This window comes from Pseudomonas sp. JC1203 (assembly GCF_056175065.1).
Window position 1 is genome coordinate 173,170 of the sequence record NZ_JBWCAM010000003.1, and the last position, 17,488, is coordinate 190,657.

At 64.1% G+C, this 17,488-nt stretch carries 13 protein-coding genes; 6 read left to right on the forward strand and 7 right to left on the reverse strand.

The features are described 5' to 3' along the window. Positions 1-351: 351 nt before the first annotated feature. The 3 genes from mexE to AC0SZ7_RS06180 are packed head-to-tail and all read left to right on the forward strand — an operon-like array spanning position 352 to position 6,198. A complete protein-coding gene (gene mexE, locus AC0SZ7_RS06170; protein WP_475503542.1) occupies positions 352-1,587 on the forward strand; it encodes a multidrug efflux RND transporter periplasmic adaptor subunit MexE in 1,236 nt (411 codons plus the stop codon). A gap of 13 nt (positions 1,588-1,600) precedes the next feature. Next, positions 1,601-4,780 carry an efflux RND transporter permease subunit gene (locus AC0SZ7_RS06175; protein ID WP_475503543.1) on the forward strand — a complete coding sequence of 1,060 codons (3,180 nt, stop codon included), beginning with the start codon at positions 1,601-1,603 and terminating at the stop codon, positions 4,778-4,780. After that, entirely contained in the window at positions 4,777-6,198 is a 1,422-nt protein-coding gene (locus AC0SZ7_RS06180) for an efflux transporter outer membrane subunit (RefSeq protein WP_475503544.1), read from the forward strand. The genes AC0SZ7_RS06175 and AC0SZ7_RS06180 overlap by 4 nt, the downstream gene beginning before the upstream one ends. A 175-nt stretch (positions 6,199-6,373) precedes the next feature. Here AC0SZ7_RS06180 and AC0SZ7_RS06185 read toward each other — a convergent pair whose 3' ends face one another. The 3 genes from AC0SZ7_RS06185 to AC0SZ7_RS06195 all read right to left on the reverse strand — a co-directional run bounded on the left by AC0SZ7_RS06185 (position 6,374) and on the right by AC0SZ7_RS06195 (position 9,672). Then, a complete protein-coding gene (locus AC0SZ7_RS06185) occupies positions 6,374-7,612 on the reverse strand; it encodes a hypothetical protein (protein WP_475503545.1) in 1,239 nt (412 codons plus the stop codon). Between the two features lie 162 nt (positions 7,613-7,774). Continuing rightward, positions 7,775-8,038 carry a hypothetical protein gene (locus tag AC0SZ7_RS06190; RefSeq protein ID WP_475503546.1) on the reverse strand — a complete coding sequence of 88 codons (264 nt, stop codon included), beginning with the start codon at positions 8,036-8,038 and terminating at the stop codon, positions 7,775-7,777. A gap of 407 nt (positions 8,039-8,445) precedes the next feature. Then, a complete protein-coding gene (locus tag AC0SZ7_RS06195) occupies positions 8,446-9,672 on the reverse strand; it encodes a hypothetical protein (protein ID WP_475503547.1) in 1,227 nt (408 codons plus the stop codon). Between the two features lie 356 nt (positions 9,673-10,028). On the opposite strand from AC0SZ7_RS06195, the gene AC0SZ7_RS06200 reads away from it, so the two are divergent. From AC0SZ7_RS06200 to AC0SZ7_RS06210, 3 genes are all read left to right on the forward strand, one after another. Continuing rightward, on the forward strand, positions 10,029-11,087 hold the full coding sequence (locus AC0SZ7_RS06200; RefSeq protein ID WP_475503548.1) for a tetratricopeptide repeat protein: 1,059 nt from the start codon (positions 10,029-10,031) through the stop codon (positions 11,085-11,087). Between the two features lie 108 nt (positions 11,088-11,195). Further along, positions 11,196-12,677, forward strand: a complete 1,482-nt coding sequence (locus tag AC0SZ7_RS06205; protein WP_475503549.1) for an ATPase domain-containing protein — start codon at positions 11,196-11,198, stop codon at positions 12,675-12,677. Continuing rightward, positions 12,674-14,389: an ATP-binding protein gene (locus tag AC0SZ7_RS06210; protein ID WP_475503550.1), complete on the forward strand. Its 1,716-nt coding sequence runs from the start codon at positions 12,674-12,676 to the stop codon at positions 14,387-14,389. Before AC0SZ7_RS06205 ends, AC0SZ7_RS06210 begins: the two co-directional genes overlap by 4 nt. Positions 14,390-14,442: 53 nt before the next feature. On the opposite strand, the gene AC0SZ7_RS06215 is transcribed toward AC0SZ7_RS06210, so the two are convergent. The 4 genes from AC0SZ7_RS06215 to AC0SZ7_RS06230 form a co-directional block, all read right to left on the reverse strand. After that, positions 14,443-14,820: a response regulator gene (locus AC0SZ7_RS06215; RefSeq protein ID WP_416424760.1), complete on the reverse strand. Its 378-nt coding sequence runs from the start codon at positions 14,818-14,820 to the stop codon at positions 14,443-14,445. Positions 14,821-14,899: 79 nt separating this feature from the next. Further along, positions 14,900-16,081, reverse strand: a complete 1,182-nt coding sequence (locus AC0SZ7_RS06220; protein WP_475503551.1) for a hybrid sensor histidine kinase/response regulator — start codon at positions 16,079-16,081, stop codon at positions 14,900-14,902. Beyond that, positions 16,066-16,659, reverse strand: coding sequence for a chemotaxis protein CheB (locus tag AC0SZ7_RS06225; RefSeq protein ID WP_475503552.1), 594 nt, complete (start codon positions 16,657-16,659; stop codon positions 16,066-16,068). Before AC0SZ7_RS06225 ends, AC0SZ7_RS06220 begins: the two co-directional genes overlap by 16 nt. Further along, a complete protein-coding gene (locus AC0SZ7_RS06230; protein ID WP_475503553.1) occupies positions 16,656-17,477 on the reverse strand; it encodes a CheR family methyltransferase in 822 nt (273 codons plus the stop codon). The genes AC0SZ7_RS06225 and AC0SZ7_RS06230 overlap by 4 nt, the downstream gene beginning before the upstream one ends. Positions 17,478-17,488: the final 11 nt, after the last annotated feature.

A 17,488-nucleotide genomic window follows, 5' to 3' on the forward strand; every position in this document is an offset into this window, starting at 1 on the left:
TGGCTTGCCAGCGAGCTGTTGGGGCCATAAAAGCTCGCTGGCAAGCCAGCTCCCACAAGACAGTTGCTGCCACGCGATGTAGCCGCTGCCGAAGGCTGCGCTGGGCTTGATCCACGCTGAAGATCACCGGTGTACGCCCTGCGCGGCGCCACCTCTTCTGTAGCAGCGGCCGCCAGGCCGCGTCCAGCATCACCACAATCGATAGCAAGCTTACGAAATCCCCGTCCCAGAGCCCTCGGGGCACTCTAATATCATTGCGAATGATATATACCTTCGCCCCATTCGATTCGTCGATAACGGGGTCCAGCGAACACACTCCGCCCATTCTCAATACAGTGGTGGACGTGCCCCATGGAACAGTCAATCAAACATCTACGCTTCCCTCTGGCCGCCTTGGCGGTCGTGGTGATGAGTGCTTGCGGGCGTGCCCCCGAGGTGTCGCAGGCGCCGGCGGCGCCGAAAGTCACCGTGGCCAAGGTGCTGGAACAGCCCATCAACGAGTGGGACGAGTTCACCGGGCGCCTGGAGGCGCCGCAAACCGTTGAAGTGCGCCCACGGGTGTCCGGGCAGATCGACCAGGTAGCGTTCACCGAAGGTGCCCTGGTGAAAAAGGGCGACCTGCTGTTCCAGATCGACCCGCGCCCGTTCGAAGCTGAAGTGCGCCGCCTCGACGCGCAACTGCAACAGGCCCGTGCCACCGCCACCCGTACCGAAAGCGAATCCCAGCGCGGCGAGCGCCTGCGGGCCAGCAACGCCATTTCCACGGAACTGGCCGAAACCCGCACCAGCACTGCCCAGGAATCGCGCGCAGCGGTAGCCGCCATCCAGGCGCAACTGGACCTGGCCAAGCTGAACCTGAGCTTCACTCGCGTCACCGCGCCCATCAGCGGCCGCGTCAGCCGTGCGGAAATCACCGCCGGCAACATCGTCACCGCCGACGTCACGCCGCTCACCAGCCTGGTGTCTACCGACAAGGTCTACGCCTACTTCGACGCCGACGAGCGCGTGTACCTCAAGTACAGCCAACTGGCGCGCAAGGGCGAGCGCGGCGCCACTACCCCGGTATACCTGGGCCTGTCCAACGAAGACGGCAACCCGCACCTGGGCCAGATGGATTTCGTCGACAACCAGGTCAACCCGCGCACCGGCACCATCCGTGGCCGCGCGGTGTTCGACAACCGCGACGGCAGCTACACCCCAGGCCTGTACGCGCGCTTGAAGCTGGTGGGCAGCGCCACCTATGAAGCCGTGCTGATCAAGGACGAAGCCGTGGCCAGCGACCTGGGCAAGAAGTTCGTGCTGGTGGTGGACAAGGACCACAAGGCCACCTACCGCACCGTGGAACTGGGGCCCAAGCTTGAAGGCCTGCGCATTGTGCGCAGCGGCCTGGCCAAGGACGACACCATCGTCATCAACGGCCTGCAGCGGGTACGCCCGGGCGCCCAGGTCGACCCCGAAGATGCGCCGATGGCCAGCCCCGCCACCCTCGCTGCCCTGGCTGAACAGTTGAAGGCCCTGCAGGCCAGCAACCCGCCCGCCGCCGCTGCCAGCGTGAACGTGGCCAGCGTCGCCACGCCACGCGGTTAACAGGAACAGACCGATGAAATTTTCCCAGTTCTTTATCCAGCGGCCGATCTTCGCCGCCGTGCTCTCGCTGCTGATCCTGATCGGCGGCGCGATCTCGCTGTTCCAGTTGCCCATCAGCGAATACCCCGAAGTGGTGCCACCCACCGTGGTGGTGCGCGCCAACTTCCCCGGCGCCAACCCCAAGGTCATCGGCGAAACCGTGGCCGCGCCGCTGGAGCAGGCCATCACTGGTGTCGAGAACATGCTGTACATGTCCTCGCAGTCCACCGCCGACGGCAAGCTGACGCTGACCATCACCTTCGCCCTGGGCACTGACCTGGACAACGCCCAGGTGCAGGTGCAGAACCGCGTGACGCGTACCGAGCCCAAGCTGCCCGAAGAGGTGACGCGCATCGGCATCACCGTGGACAAGGCCTCCCCCGACCTGACCATGGTGGTGCACCTTACCTCGCCGGACAAACGCTACGACATGCTGTACCTGTCGAACTACGCCATCCTCAACATCAAGGATGAACTGGCGCGCCTGGGCGGCATCGGCGACGTGCAGCTGTTCGGCATGGGCGACTACTCCCTGCGCGTGTGGCTGGACCCGAACAAGACCGCTTCGCGCAACCTGACCGCCACCGACGTGGTCACCGCCATTCGCGAGCAGAACCGCCAGGTGGCCGCCGGCCAACTGGGTTCGCCGCCCTCGCCCAGCGCCACCAGCTTCCAGATGTCGATCAACACCCAGGGCCGCCTGGTGACCGAGGAAGAGTTCGAGAACATCATCATCCGCACCGGCGCCGATGGCGAGATCACCCGCCTGAAGGACATCGCGCGGGTGGAGTTGGGCTCCAGCCAGTACGCCCTGCGTTCGCTGCTCAACAACCAGCCGGCGGTGGCCATCCCGATCTTCCAGCGCCCCGGCTCCAACGCCATCGACATCTCCAATGAAGTGCGGGCCAAGATGGCCGAACTTAAGAAGAGCTTCCCCGAGGGCATGGACTACAGCATCGTCTACGACCCGACCATTTTCGTGCGTGGCTCTATCGAAGCGGTGATCCACACCCTGTTCGAAGCACTGATCCTGGTGGTGCTGGTGGTGATCCTGTTCCTGCAGACCTGGCGCGCCTCGATCATCCCGCTGGTGGCCGTGCCGGTGTCGCTGATCGGTACCTTTGCGGTCATGCACCTGTTCGGTTTCTCGCTCAACGCCCTGTCGCTGTTCGGCCTGGTGCTGGCCATCGGCATCGTGGTGGACGACGCCATCGTGGTGGTGGAGAACGTCGAGCGCAACATCGAGCTGGGCCTTAACCCCGTGGACGCCACCAAGCGCGCCATGGGCGAAGTGACCGGGCCCATCATCGCCACGGCGCTGGTGCTGTGCGCGGTGTTCGTACCGGCCGCCTTCATCAGTGGCCTGACCGGGCAGTTCTACAAGCAGTTCGCCTTGACCATCGCCATTTCCACGGTGATCTCGGCGTTCAACTCACTGACCCTGTCGCCCGCCCTGGCCGCGGTACTGCTCAAGGGCCACGACACGCCCAAGGACCGTTTCTCCAAGGTGCTCGACAAACTGCTGGGCGGCTGGTTGTTCGCGCCGTTCAACCGCTTCTTCGTCAAGGCCAGCCATGGCTACGTGGGCACCGTGCGCCGGGTGATCCGCCGCAGCGGCGTGGCCCTGGTGGTGTACGCAGGCCTGATCGCCCTGACCTGGCTGGGCTTCTCCACCACCCCGACGGGCTTCGTGCCGGCGCAGGACAAGCAGTACCTGGTGGCCTTCGCGCAACTGCCCGATGCCGCCAGCCTGGACCGCACCGAAGACGTCATCAAGCAAATGTCGGACATCGCCATGAAGCAGCCGGGGGTGGCCAACGCCATCGCCTTCCCGGGCCTGTCGATCAACGGCTTCACCAACAGCCCCAACAACGGCATCGTCTTCGTGGCCCTGAAGGACTTCGATGAACGCCGTGACCCCAGCGAGTCGGCTGCGGCCATCGCCGGCGCCCTGAACGGCAAGTACGCCGCCATCCAGGACGCCTACATGGCGATCTTCCCGCCACCGCCCGTGCAGGGCCTGGGCACCATCGGCGGCTTCCGCCTGCAGATCGAGGACCGTGGCAACCTGGGCTATGACGCGCTGTACAGCGAAACCCAGAACATCATCGCCAAGAGCCGCAGCGTGCCGGAACTGGCCGGGCTGTTTACCAGCTACACCGTGAACGTGCCGCAGGTGGACGCCGCCATCGACCGCGAGAAAGCCAAGACCCACGGCGTGGCCATCAGCGACATCTTCGACACCCTGCAGATCTACCTGGGCTCGCTGTACGCCAACGACTTCAACCGCTTTGGCCGCACCTACCAGGTCAACGTCCAGGCCGAGCAGCAATTCCGCCTGGAGCCTGAGCAGATCGGCCAGCTGAAAGTGCGCAACAACCTCGGCGAGATGATCCCGTTGGCGACCTTCATCAAGGTCAACAACACCTCGGGCCCGGACCGCGTGATGCACTACAACGGCTTCGTCACGGCCGAAATCAGCGGCAACGCTGCCCCCGGCTACAGCTCGGGCCAGGCCCAGGCCGCCGTCGAGAAACTGTTGAAAGCAGAGCTGCCCAACGGCATGACCTACGAGTGGACCGAGCTGACCTACCAGCAGATTCTCTCGGGCAACACCGCGCTGTTCGTGTTCCCGCTGTGCGTGCTGCTGGCCTTCCTGGTGCTGGCCGCCCAGTACGAAAGCTGGAGCCTGCCGCTGGCGGTGATCCTGATCGTGCCCATGACGCTGTTGTCGGCCATCGCTGGCGTGATCATCGCCGGTAGCGACAACAACATCTTCACCCAGATCGGCCTGATCGTGTTGGTGGGGCTGGCGTGCAAGAACGCGATCCTGATCGTCGAATTTGCCAAGGACAAGCAGGAGGAAGGCCTGGACCCGCTGGCCGCCGTGCTGGAAGCATGCCGCATGCGCCTTCGCCCCATCCTGATGACCTCGTTCGCGTTCATCATGGGCGTGGTGCCGCTGGTGCTGTCCCACGGCGCCGGTGCCGAGATGCGCCATGCCATGGGCGTGGCGGTGTTCTCCGGCATGCTGGGGGTAACCTTCTTCGGCCTCCTGCTGACCCCGGTGTTCTTCGTGCTGATCCGCAACCGCGTGGAAAAGAAAAAGGCCCGCAAGGCCGCCCAGCTTCTGACCCTGGAGAACCCAGCATGAGCCTGAAACTCTTCATGCCCAGCCTGCTGGTGCTGGCCCTGGCGGCCTGCGCCGTGGGCCCCGACTACAAGACCCCGGACACGGCGGCGGCCAACGTCGTTGCCGCCAAGGATGGCCAGTACGACCGCGGTCACTTCGACGCAGTGTGGTGGCAGCAGTTTGACGACCCTGTCCTGAACCAGCTGGTGCAGACCTCGCTGCAGGGCAACCGCGACCTGCGCGTGGCCTTCGCCCGCCTGAAGGCCGCCCGCGCCATCCGCGACGACGTCAACACCGAGCGTTTCCCGGTGGTCACCAGCCGCGCCAGCAGTGAAGTGGGCAAGGGCCAGGTGCCCGGCCAGACCACCGACCGGGTCAACCAGGAGCGCTATGACCTGGGCCTGGACATGGCCTGGGAGGTCGACCTGTTCGGCCGCATCCAGCGCAGCCTGGAAGCCAGCGACGCCCAGGAAGACGCCGCCCGCGCCGACCTGCAGCAGCTGCAGGTAACCATGATCGCCGACCTTGTAGACGCCTACGGTGACCTGCGCGGCGCGCAACTGCGCGAAGACATTGCCCGGGCCAACCTGAAGACCCAGCAGGAATCGCGCACCATCACCGTCAGCCTGCGTGACGCCGGCGTGGGCAACGAACTGGACGTGGTGCGCGCTGACGCGCGCCTGGCCGGGGTCGAAGCCACCGTGCCGCAGCTGCAGGCCGAACAGGTACGGGCGCGCAACCGCATCGCCACCCTGCTGGGCCAGCGCCCGGACCAATTGAGCGTGGACCTGAGCCCGGCGAAACTGCCGGCCATCTCCAAGGCCCTGCCCATTGGCGACCCGGGCGAGCTGCTGCGCCGCCGCCCCGACGTGCGCAGCGCCGAACGCAAGCTGGCGGCCGCCACCGCCAACGTCGGCGTGGCCACCGCCGACCTGTTCCCGCGCGTCAGCCTCTCCGGCTTCCTGGGCTTCACTGCCCAGCGCGGCTCGCAAATCGGCTCGGCCGCGGCCAACGCCTGGTCTCTGGGCCCAAGCATTACCTGGGCGGCCTTCAACCTGGGCAGCGTGCGTGCGCGCATCCGCGGTGCCAACGCCGACGCCGAAGGCGCCCTGGCCACCTACGAGCAGCAAGTATTGCTGGCCCTGGAAGAGTCGGAAAACGCCTTCAGCGACTACGGCAAGATCCAGCAGCGCCTGGCTTCGCTGAACAAACAGAGCGACGCCAGCCGCGCCGCCGCTGACCTTGCTTCCATTCAATACCGCGAAGGTACCGTCGACTACCTGGTGCTGCTGGACGCCGAACGCGAACGCCTGAGCGCCGAAGACGCCCAGGCCCAGGCCGAAATCGAGCAATACCGCGGCATCGTCGCCATCTACAAAGCCCTGGGCGGCGGCTGGCAAGTGCCGGACAAAGGCCAGGCAGTGGCGTCGGCCAAGTGATTTAACCGAGCTCCTTTGGTTGGTTTTTGACTGACCTTTTTGCCCCGCCCTCGTGCGGGGCTTTTTTGTGCCTATGCAACCGCGTAGCCGCTGCCGAAGGCTGCGCTGGCCCTGTGCCTCACTAAAAATCTTCAGGGTTCACACCGGCCAGCGCAGCCTGGCGGCAGCCGCCAGTTTATTCCCCCAGCACACGAAACACATACATGCCCCAGCCAGCCAGCATTTTCCCGTCAACAGTGTGCGTTAGCGCACCACCACTGCCGTTAGTCGCAGCAATTGGCATGTCCAATCGCACTCGCCCCATCAGTTCATCCATCCGCCCATTACCGTCAAGCGCCGCCATGAGAATATTCCGGGTGCCGAACCGTTTCTGACAGGCCAAACGGTACGTTCCAGTCTGCTCGCCTGAGCTGAAGAAGACCCTGTCTCTGGTCTCACTGGCGCTAGACGAGGTTGTTTCCAGAAGCGCGGTGCCGCCATTGAAAGCCAGGTCCACCTCACCGTCCGCGCTCCAGGCAATGGCGACCTCACGGGTCTTCGGCACCGCTTCGCGGTCCCTCAGCGAGCCACATACCTTGAGCGTATCGGCCGGGTCGACAACCAATTGCATGTGGGTATAGCGGTCAGCTGCTACCCACGCGAAACCATCCTCGCCAAATGCCAAGTCGGTCTCGCCGTTGCTCGTCAGGCGGGTCACGTACAAGCCTTCCTCCGACGCGCCAGCGGACCAGCCGCCCACGATGACTACCTTGCCAGCGTTGGCGCCATGGCGCTGTATGCCCAGGCCACGCAATTCACTGGCGCGGGTAACCGTATCGGGTACGTGGATAAGCTGCACGCCGGTACCATTGAACGCCGGGTTCAACACACCGTCAGCCGTGAAGCACATCACCGCAACCAGGGTATCGGCGTTGAGCAGGGTGACCGTGAAGGCTGCGTACAACAACTCACCGTGCGCCGCGCTGAACATCGGCCCCCTGGCAACGGCACCTGCGGGCAAGGCGCTGAAGCCGACCACGTGTGGAAGCTCCTGCTGCCGCTCACCCGATGCGTTGTAACGCAGGAAGTGAATGCCGGTGGACTGATAACTCAGTACGTGGAATTGGCCCTCGTTGTAAGGTTGCAACTGAGGCGTGGGGCGAAGGGCACCGAAGCTGTCCACCAGGTAACCATTGTCCCGGGGGCCGCGCACGTTACCGAACTCATCGATGCTTGGAAGGGAACCATCAGCGTTGAATAGGTTGACTAAAAAATTGTTGGTCGGTGAGACACCGTTTGAGGCGATCAACATACGCCCGTCAGGCAATGCCAGCAAAGAATAGAGCTGGTTCAACGGACTGGCAGGCGTAATGTATTGCACCTTGCCATCATTGAAACCAGGGTCCATCTGGCCAGGTACTTTAGTGCTTGTCATGGTGTGCTTCCAAAGGTTGGTGAAGAAGCACCGAGCATGACTGTAAACTCTCACGCTGTGACCTGTTAGAAATAACAGGTACCCCTCCCCTGTAGCTGCTGCCGAAGGCTGCGTCCGGGGCGCCAACCATGACGCAGCCTGCGGCAGCTGCTACGGGGATTGTTAGCCCATCAGTTGAGCGACGTCCCGGTGATCAATGCATCCGTCAACGCCTTCGCCGCTTCGATCTGATGCAGCGCCGACCACAACAAGCCGCGCTCCTGCAATTGGCAATCGCACAATTTTCAGCAACAGCGATATCTGGCCCAAGGCATGCTCCATGGGGATACCGGCCCGTACGGTGTAGAACGGCTCACCCGAGTCGTCGGTGGCGCCGAATGCCAGGGTGGCGGTGGAAGGTGGATCGGAAGGGGTTTCAAATGTCATGGTGTTTCCTCGTTGTTGTTAAGCGCCGCTACATCGCTACCAAACGATGGAGGCGGCTGTACGCAGGTTGGTAGACCGGGCCAACGAGTAAAACCGGCGCACACGAAGGTGCCCTGCGCGCAGCCACCACAAATGGCAATGCGCATACAACAAAGGCCCGGGCTACCAAACCCGACCACTGGAAGCAGTGGCACGAGGGAGGTTATTGCCATGACCCGGGCCAAACAAGCCTACCCGAGCAAATCAGAATTGTCCTACGTTTGGTCCTACGGAAACGTTGCGCCCCGGCGCCCCCCCCCCGTAGCAGCTGCCGCAGGCTGCGTCTGCTGCATCAAGATTTACCAGGTACAGCGGTGGCCATGACGCAGCCTGCGGCAGCTGCTACGGGATTGATGGGGGCTGCGTTATCACCCCAACACGCGGAGCACCGAAGAATGCCAGCCAGCCAGCATCTTTCCATCGACGTCATGGGCCACTGCGCCACCCGTGCTGTTACCCATCGAACCCGCCACCGTGAGCCACACACGCCCCATTGCTTCATCCATATGCCCAGTGCCGTCAAGCGCAGCCAAGATGATTTGCTGGGTGTTGAACCATTTCAGGCACGCCAGGCGGTAGGCTCCAGCCTGCTCGCTGGAGCTGAAGAAGACGGGCGTCCTGAGTTCGTTCGCGGCAGCCGAGTATGTTTCCAACAGCGCAAGGCCATCGTTGAACGCACGGTCCACCGCCCCTTCCGCGTCCCAGGCAATGGCGAACTCACGGGTACGCGGTGACGCTTCGCGATCCCTGACCGAGCCGCACAATTTCAGTGTATCGGCCGGGTCGACAATCAACTGCATGTAGCGGTACTGGTCAGCAGCCACCCAGGCAAAACCGCGCTCGCCAAACGTCGAATCAGGCTCGCCGTTGGTGCTCAGGCGCGTCAGGTACAGCCCCTCGTCCGCCGCCCCAACGGCCCAACCGCCGGCGAGCACCACCTTGCCGGCATTGGCGCCGTGTCGCTGCACTGCCAGGCCACGCAAGGCGCTGGCACGGGTGACGGTATCGGGCAGGTGAATCAACTGCACGCCGGTACCATTGAACGCCGGGTTCAACACACCGTCCGCAGTGATGCACATCACCGCAACCAACGTGTCGGCGTTGAGCAGCGTAACCGTGAACGCGACGTACAGCAGCTCACCGTCTGCGGCGCTTAGCATCGGCCCTTGGGCGACCGCGCCGGTGGGCAGCGCGCTGAACTCCACCAGATGCCGGGCTTGCGGCCGGCCAGCTGCGTTGTATCGCGCCATGTTCACCCCTTCGCGCTGGAAACTCAGCACGTGGAACTCATTGTTCCGGTATGCGTGCAACTGGGGGACGGGACGAGCCGAGCTAAAGCTGTCCAGCAAGTAGCCATGCCCACGGGAGCTGACCGAATTGCCGAAGACGTCAGGGGACGGCAGGCTGCCATCGGCGTTGAACAGGTTGACCGCAAATGTGCTGGTGGGATCGCCAGACGAAGCAACCAGCATGGCGCCACTCGCCAAGGGCAACAGCGAATGGATCTTGCTCGCCACCCCACTGGGCGTGATGGTTTGCCGCGCGCCTCCGTTGAAATCAGGGTCCAGGGCGCCGGGTGCGGTGATGTTGGTCATGATCTGCTTCTTGTAGTGTGTGAAGGAGATTCATGATCCCAGTACCGCCTTGTTCTGTGACCTGTTAGAAATGACAGGTACTTCTCCCCCGTAGCAGCAACTGTCCTGAAATGGCCGCGATACCGGCGACGCGATCTATGGGTTATCCGCATTCGCGTAGCAGCTGCCGAAGGCTGCGTCCGGCGGCGGTCCTGCGTTGCTCCAGGACGCCGCCTTCGGCCGCTGCTACACGTACTGGCGGCAGCGGCTACAGGATTGCGGTGGGGCCTGGAGGTGCACCCCACGTTTGACTCCCACCCCCCACCTGTCCCAAGCTGGCCATCCCTGCAAAAGCCCGCTGCGCCATGGACTGCTCAATGCCCAAGCTTTTCCGCTACCTGTCCCTGCTGTTCACCCTGTTCATCGTGCTGGGGGCTGCCTGGTACCTGACCCGGCCGGCGGCCACCCCCAGCGAGCCGGAGCTGCGGCACAGTTATTCGCGGGCGCTTGCGCAGGCGCACAACGGCAAGCCAGGGGCGGCACGGGTGCTGTACCAGCAGCTGGCGCGCAAGGACCTGTCGCCCATCCGGCGCATCAGCCTGCTGGCCGAGCTGCCCAACTACCCCAGCCCGCAGGCGCTGAAGCTGGTGAAGGCCGACCTTGCCGACGGCCAGAACCTGCTGGTGCGCCACGGCGCCATCGACGCGGTGACCCACCTGGTGCCCGACGCCCAGCGCAGCCTGCTGCTGGGGCCGCTGCTGGATGACGATGACCAGGACATTCGCTTCCACGCCGCGCGCGCGCTCATTGGCCTGTCGCCGGACGACCTGGGCCTGTATTTCGCACGCCTGAACGCGGTGCTCGACGATTACGTGCAAGCTTTGCTCAGCACCCCGGATGACGCCGACGGGCAGCTGCAACTGGCGCGCATCTACCTGTACAACGATGACTACACCCAGGCCCTGGCCACCCTCAAGCACGCCCATGAACTGGCGCCCGGCGACCTGGAAACCGTGGCGGTGCAGGTGCGGGTGCTGGAAAAGCAGGGCCAGAACGACGCCTCGCGCCAGCTGCTGGCCGAGCAGCTGCTGGCCCACCCCGATTCAGCGCTGCTGCAGCACGAGCTGGGCGAATGGCTGATACGCCACGGCCAGGGCGAATACGCCCTGCTGGCCTTGGCCCGCGCCTCGGAACTGGAACCCGACAACAGCGACTACCGCTACAGCCTGGCCGTGACCCTGCACCAGATGGACCAGGTGGACGCCGCCCAGCGCCAGCTGGACGAGATCCTGCTCAGGCAGCCGGCCAACCGCAAGGCGCGGATACTGTTGATCGACTACTGGAAGCAGACCGGGCAGCTGCAGAACGTGCAGGTGCTACTGGCGGAACTGGAGCAGCAGAACCCCGATGACCCGGCGTTGCAACAAGGCCTGTAGCCCTTAAATAATCGGAACTTGCCGCCAAGCGCCGCTGTCCAGAGTAGGTGCAGCGGCCCTTTGCAAGGCCCTTGTGCGCCCTGATCGCCACATGAGGACTGAGCATTGATGACGTCGAAAGCTGCCACCGGTATTGCCGGTCTCGATGACATTCTGTGCGGCGGCTTGAGCCGCGGCCATATTTTTCTGCTCGAAGGCCAACCTGGCGCGGGCAAGACCACGGTTGCCCTGCAATTCCTGCTCAACGGCGCAGCCGCGGGCGAGCGTTGCCTGTATATCACCCTGTCGGAGACCGAGCGCGAGCTGCGTGAAGGCGCCCGTTCCCACGGCTGGGAGCTGGACGAGCAGATCAACGTGTTCGAGCTGACCCCGGCAGAGACGCTGATGGACGCCCAGCAACAACAAAGCCTGCTGTACTCCAGCGACCTGGAACTGGGCGAAGCCACCCGGCAGATTTTCGATGTAGTGGAGCGCCTGAAGCCCGACCGCGTGGTGCTCGACAGCTTGTCCGAGGTGCGCCTGCTGGCGCAAAGCTCGCTGCGCTACCGCCGGCAGATCCTCGCCATCAAGCACCACTTCGCTCGCTACAACGCCACCGTGCTGTTGCTCGACGACATGACCAGCGAGCCGCTGGACAAAACCCTGCACAGCATTGCCCACGGCGTGATTCGCCTGGAGGAAAAAGCCCCGGACTATGGCGCCGAGCGCCGCCGCCTGCGCATCATCAAATACCGCGGGCAGAAGTACCGCGGTGGTTACCACGACTTCACCATCCACCACGACGGCGTGCAGGTGTTCCCGCGCCTGGTGGCCGCCGAGCACCGCGCCCACTATGAACGCAGCCAGCTGAGCAGCGGCATCGCCGGCCTCGACGCACTGCTGGGCGGCGGCATTGAAAACGGCTCCAGCACCTTGATCCTGGGCCCCGCCGGCACCGGCAAATCACTGATCGCCATGGTCTTCGCCGCCGCGGCGGTGGCCCGGGGCGAGAAAGTGGCGCTGTTCATCTTCGATGAAGAACTGGGCCTGCTGTTCGAACGCATGCGCTACCTGGGCATCGACCTTGAGGCCATGCAGGACAGCGGTGCCATGCTTATCGAGCAGGTGGACGCCGCCGAACTGTCGCCGGGCGAATTCGCCCACCGGGTGCGCAGCAAGGTCGACGAGCATCAGATCAAGACCGTGGTCATCGACAGCATCAACGGTTACCAGGCCGCCATGATCGACGAAGGCTCACCGGTGATGCACATCCACGAGCTGTTGCTGTTCCTCAACCGCCGTGGCGCCGCTACCTTCATGACCGTCGCCCAGCAAGGCCTGGTGGGCGACATGAAGGCCCCGGTAGACCTCACCTACCTGGCCGACACGGTGATTCTGCTGCGTTATTTCGAAGCGCTGGGCCAGGTGCGCCGAGCCATGTCGGTGATCAAGAAACGCTACGGCGGCCACGAGGCGACCATCCGCGAATACAAGATTGGCAGCCTGGGCATGACCATCGGCGAGCCCCTGCATGAATTCCAGGGTGTGCTGCGCGGGGTGCCCACCTACGTGGGCGAAGGCAAGCCGCTGCTGCAGGAACAACAGCCGTGAGCCCACAAGCCCCGGCCCCCGAAACCGCGATCATCCTCGCGCCGTTGGGGCGCGACAATGAGGTGGCCCTGACGATACTGGGCGAAGCGGGTTTCAGCGGCGCTTCGGCTGCCGACCTCGCCGACCTGTGCCAACAGCTGCAGCAAGGTGCCGGCATGGCCGTGATCGCCGAAGAAGCGCTGGCTGGCGTCGACCTGGGGCCGTTGATCCGGTTCCTGGCCGACCAGCCCACCTGGTCCGACCTGCCCATCGTGCTGATGACCCACCACGGCGGCCCCGACCACGTGCCCTCCATGCGGCTGGGCGCGCAACTGGGCAACGTCACTTTCCTGGAGCGCCCATTCCACCCGGTGGCGCTGGTCAGCCTTATCAACACCGCCATTCGTGGGCGCCGCCGCCAGTACGAAGCGCGCGACCGCCTCAACGACCTCAGCGACAGCCAGCAGCGCCTGCAAAGCGCGCTGACTGCGGGCCGGCTGGGCGAGGAACGCCTGCGCCAGCTGAACGAAACCCTGGAACAGCAGGTGGAAGAGCGTACCGCGCAGATCAACCAGAACGAGGAAGCGCTGCGCCAGGCGCAGAAAATGGAAGCCGTGGGCCAGTTGACCGGGGGCATTGCCCACGACTTCAACAACATGCTGACCGGCATCATCGGCAGCCTGGAACTGATGCGCCGGCGCCTGGCGCGTGGGCGCACCGATGACCTCGACAACCTGATCGACCTGGGCGTGACCTCGGCCAACCGCGCCGCCGGCCTGACCCATCGGCTGCTGGCGTTCTCGCGCCGGCAGTCGCTGGACAGCCAGCCGGTGCAGATGAACCGCCTGGTGCTGGCCATGGACGAGTTGCTGCAACGCAGCCTCGACGAAAGCATTCGCCTGCACATGAAGTTGGGCGCCGACCTGTGGGTGGCCGAGGCAGACCCGCACCAGCTGGAAAGCGCCCTGCTCAACCTGGTGATCAACGCCCGCGACGCCATGCCCAACGGTGGCGAACTGCTGGTGGAAACCCGCAACTGCCACCTGGACGCCACCTTCACCCGCGGCCAGAGCAACCTGGCCGTGGGCGATTACGTGTGCCTGAGCGTGCGCGACAACGGCTGCGGCATGCCCCAAAGCGTGATCAACCGTGCCTTCGACCCGTTCTTCACCACTAAGCCCATCGGCCAGGGCACCGGCCTGGGCCTGTCGATGATCTACGGGTTCAGCAAGCAGTCCCAGGGCCACGTGGCCATCCGCAGCGAAATTGGCAAGGGCACCACGGTGAGCCTGTACCTGCCGCGTTTTCGCGGTGAGCTGCCCGACCAGCCAGATGCCCCCGTGGCGCGCCCACGGCGGGCACGCAGTGGCGAAACCGTGCTGATTGTCGAGGACGACAGCGCCGTGCGCGTGCTGGTGGGCGAGGTGCTGCGCGAGTTGGGTTACACCTGGATGGAGGCTGCCGATTCGGCGGGCGCCCTGCCCATCCTCAATTCACCCCAGCGCATTGACCTGCTGATCAGCGACGTAGGGCTGCCTGGCGGCATGAACGGCCGGCAGCTGGCGGAGATCGGCCGCCAGCTGCGGCCGGGGCTCAAGGTGCTGTTCATCACCGGCTATGCCGAACACGCGGCCGTGCGCGGCGGTTTCCTGGACCCGGGCATGCAGATGATCACCAAGCCGTTTGCGTTTGATTTGCTGACGGCGAAGGTGCGGGAGATGATCGAGGTGTGAAGCGGCCTGCGGCCGCTGCTATACGGCTGTAGCAGCGGCCGCAGGCCGCGTCCTCACACCAGCAATTGCTGGATCTTTTCACCCAAGGTATCAAGGTCGAACGGCTTGGCCAGAATCGGCGCGTTGCGCGTGATCGGGCTGCCGGACTCGATGATTTCCTGCGGGTAGCCGCTGATGAAAATCACCTTCAGCTCCGGGCGCAGCTTCAGCGCCGGCTCGGCGATCTGCACGCCCGAAATGCCACCCGGCAAGCGATAATCGGTGACCATCAGGTCCAGGTGCGGCTTGCGCGCCAGGATCTCGAACGCCTGGGCGCCGTTCTCGGCCTCCAGCACGTGGTACCCCTCGCCTTTCAGGTAGTCGGACAACACCATCAGAATCGAGGGTTCATCCTCGACAATGAGGACAACGTCTTGTGCATCTTCACTCATGGTAACGCCTATGTACTTTTAGGTTGGCTGCCTATGTGACCGTGGCCGCCCGTAGAGGTTGCGTGCCGCCTGGCGCTTGTTACAGCGGCAGGCTGACGATAAACGTCGAACCCTCGCCCAGCGCGCTCTGCACCGTGATGGAGCCGCCATGGGCGACCACTATCTGCTCGGAAATGAACAGCCCCAGGCCCAGCCCTGCCACCACGTGGGTGGCCGACACGCGCTCGAACTGCTGGAAGATGCGCGCCTGGTTTTCCTTGCTGATGCCGATCCCGTGGTCGCGCACCTCCACCAGCGCCGCGCCTTTCTGCGCGTACACGCTGACCTCGATGGGGCCACGGCCGCCATAGCGCAGGGCGTTGGACACCAGGTTGGAGATCACCTGCTCCACGCGGAATTCGTCCCAGGTGCCGATCACCGGTTCAGTGGCGTGCAGGCTGATGCTGCACTCGGCGGCGGCGACCTGCGGGGCGAAGTTGTCCAGCAGGTTGGCCACCAGCTGCGTCAGGTCGAATTCGCTGGGGCGGATCGACAGCTTGCCGGTGCGGATGCGCGAAACGTCGAGCATGTCTTCGATCAGGCGGATCAGGCTCTGGATCTGCCGCTCGTCACGGTCGACCATACCGCGCATCTTCTCCAGGCTGAACGCATCGGCGTTGTCCCGGGCCAGGTGCAGCTTGCGCAGCTGGGTTTCCAGGATCAGGCCGTTGAGCGGCGTGCGCACCTCGTGGCTGACGATGGACATGAAGTCGTCGCGCATGCGCACCGCGTGCTGCAGTTCGTTCTGGGTGGCCTGCAGTTTCTTCAGCAGCACCTCCTGTTCCTGGCGGCTGCGCTCCAGGGCGTCGAGCTGTTCCTTGAGGATCTTGCGCTGGCAATACAGGTCGACGAACACGCTGACCTTGCTCTTTACCGCATGGATTTCCAGCGGCTTGTGCAGGAAGTCCACCGCACCGCTTTCATAGCCTTTGAAGGCGTAGTTGAGCTCGCGCCCGGCGGCACTGACGAAGACAATGGGAATGCTCTTGGTTTTCTCGGTGCCGCGCATCAGCTCGGCCAACTCGAAACCGTTCATGCCCGGCATCTGCACATCGAGAATGGCCAGGGCAAATTCATGTTGCAGCAACAGCGACAAGGCTTCGTCGGCCGACAGTGCCTTGTGTACCTCACGGTCGTCAGCCTTGATCAGCGCTTCCAGGGCCAGCAGGTTCTCCGGCAGGTCATCGACGATCAGCAGTTTTGCTTTTATTGGGCTTGGCATGCGCTTTGTTCCAGCTCGGCGAGCAATAAGCCTATGCCGTTCAATGGGAGTATATGGTCGGGCCGGCGCAGCTTCAGCGCAGCTTCGGGCATGATCGCCACGCGCGCTTCAGCCGGGTCCTGGACAATGGTCAGACCGCCGCGCTCGCCAATGGTTGCCAGGCCGCGCGCACCGTCTTCGTTGGCGCCGGTGAGCAGCACCCCGATCAGTTGCGGGCCGTAGGCATCGGCGGCCGATTCGAACAACAGGTCGATGGAGGGGCGCGAGTAATGCACCCGGTCTTCCTGGCTCAACGACAGGCTGCGGTCCTGCTCCACCGAAAGGTGGTAGCCGGGGCCGGCGAAATAAAACATCCCTGGTTGTATGTCTTCCTTGTCCACTGCCTCCTTGGCAGCGCGTTGCATGCGCCGGGCGAACACCTCGGCCAGCTGGCTGTGGCGGTCATCGGGCAGGTGCAGCACGGTCAGCACCGGCAGCGCGAACGTTGGCGGCAGCATGCCGTACACGCGCAGCAGGGCCTCGACCCCGCCGGCCGATGCACCCACCACCACCGCTGCGTACCCGGCGCCTGCCTTCATGTCTTGCGGTAGATCCGTTCAGGCCTGGCCAGTGCTTCGAACCTGTCGCTGTAGGCGGAAAAGTCGAGGGTTTCCTTGCTGCCCAGCACCAGGAAGCCGCGGTGGCACAGCGACTCGTGGAACAGCCCGAAGGCGCGGTCCTGGAGCTTCTTGTTGAAGTAGATCAGCACGTTGCGGCACGACACCAGCTGGGTTTCGGAAAACACGCTGTCGGTGGCCAGGCTATGGTCGGCGAAGGTCACGTTTTCGCGCAGGCTGCTGTCGAAAATGGCGTTGCCGTAGGCGGCGGTGTAGTAGTTGGAAAACGCCTGCTGGCCGCCCGCGCGCTGGTAGTTCTCGGTGTAGGTGCGCACGCTTTCCATGGAGTAGATGCCTTGTTTGGCTTTCTCCAGGGACTGCGGGTTGATGTCGGTGGCGTAAATGATGGTGCGTTCCAGCAGGCCTTCCTCGCGTAGCAGGATGGCCATCGAATACACCTCCTCGCCCGTGCTGCAGCCGGCGATCCACACCTTGATCGAGGGATAGGTGCGCAGCAGCGGCACCACTTCGCGGCGGATCGCCAGGAAGTGCTCGGGGTCGCGAAACATCTCGCTCACCGGGATAGTCAGGTACTGCAGCAACTGCATGAACGCCGTGGGGTCGTGCAACACCCGCTCCTGCAGCGCGGAAATGGTCGCGCACTCCAACTGGCGCAGGGCGTGGTGAATCCGGCGCTTGATGGAGGCGCCGGAATAATCGCGAAAATCATAGCTGTACTTGAGGTAGATAGCCTCGATCAGCAAGCGGATCTCGATGTCGGTATTGCGCTCCACCGTCATCAACGGTGGCC

Bases quoted from the DNA above. Each gene is read 5' to 3' on its own strand.
- mexE (WP_475503542.1), top strand. From the start codon at position 352: ATGGAACAGTCAATCAAACATCTACGCTTCCCTCTGGCCGCCTTGGCG.
- AC0SZ7_RS06230 (WP_475503553.1), bottom strand. From the start codon at position 17,477: ATGACGGTGGAGCGCAATACCGACATCGAGATCCGCTTGCTGATCGAG.
- AC0SZ7_RS06225 (WP_475503552.1), bottom strand. From the start codon at position 16,659: ATGAAGGCAGGCGCCGGGTACGCAGCGGTGGTGGTGGGTGCATCGGCC.
- AC0SZ7_RS06220 (WP_475503551.1), bottom strand. From the start codon at position 16,081: ATGCCAAGCCCAATAAAAGCAAAACTGCTGATCGTCGATGACCTGCCG.
- AC0SZ7_RS06195 (WP_475503547.1), bottom strand. From the start codon at position 9,672: ATGACCAACATCACCGCACCCGGCGCCCTGGACCCTGATTTCAACGGA.
- AC0SZ7_RS06175 (WP_475503543.1), top strand. From the start codon at position 1,601: ATGAAATTTTCCCAGTTCTTTATCCAGCGGCCGATCTTCGCCGCCGTG.
- AC0SZ7_RS06185 (WP_475503545.1), bottom strand. From the start codon at position 7,612: ATGACAAGCACTAAAGTACCTGGCCAGATGGACCCTGGTTTCAATGAT.
- AC0SZ7_RS06180 (WP_475503544.1), top strand. From the start codon at position 4,777: ATGAGCCTGAAACTCTTCATGCCCAGCCTGCTGGTGCTGGCCCTGGCG.
- AC0SZ7_RS06200 (WP_475503548.1), top strand. From the start codon at position 10,029: ATGCCCAAGCTTTTCCGCTACCTGTCCCTGCTGTTCACCCTGTTCATC.
- AC0SZ7_RS06190 (WP_475503546.1), bottom strand. From the start codon at position 8,038: ATGACATTTGAAACCCCTTCCGATCCACCTTCCACCGCCACCCTGGCA.
- AC0SZ7_RS06215 (WP_416424760.1), bottom strand. From the start codon at position 14,820: ATGAGTGAAGATGCACAAGACGTTGTCCTCATTGTCGAGGATGAACCC.
- AC0SZ7_RS06205 (WP_475503549.1), top strand. From the start codon at position 11,196: ATGACGTCGAAAGCTGCCACCGGTATTGCCGGTCTCGATGACATTCTG.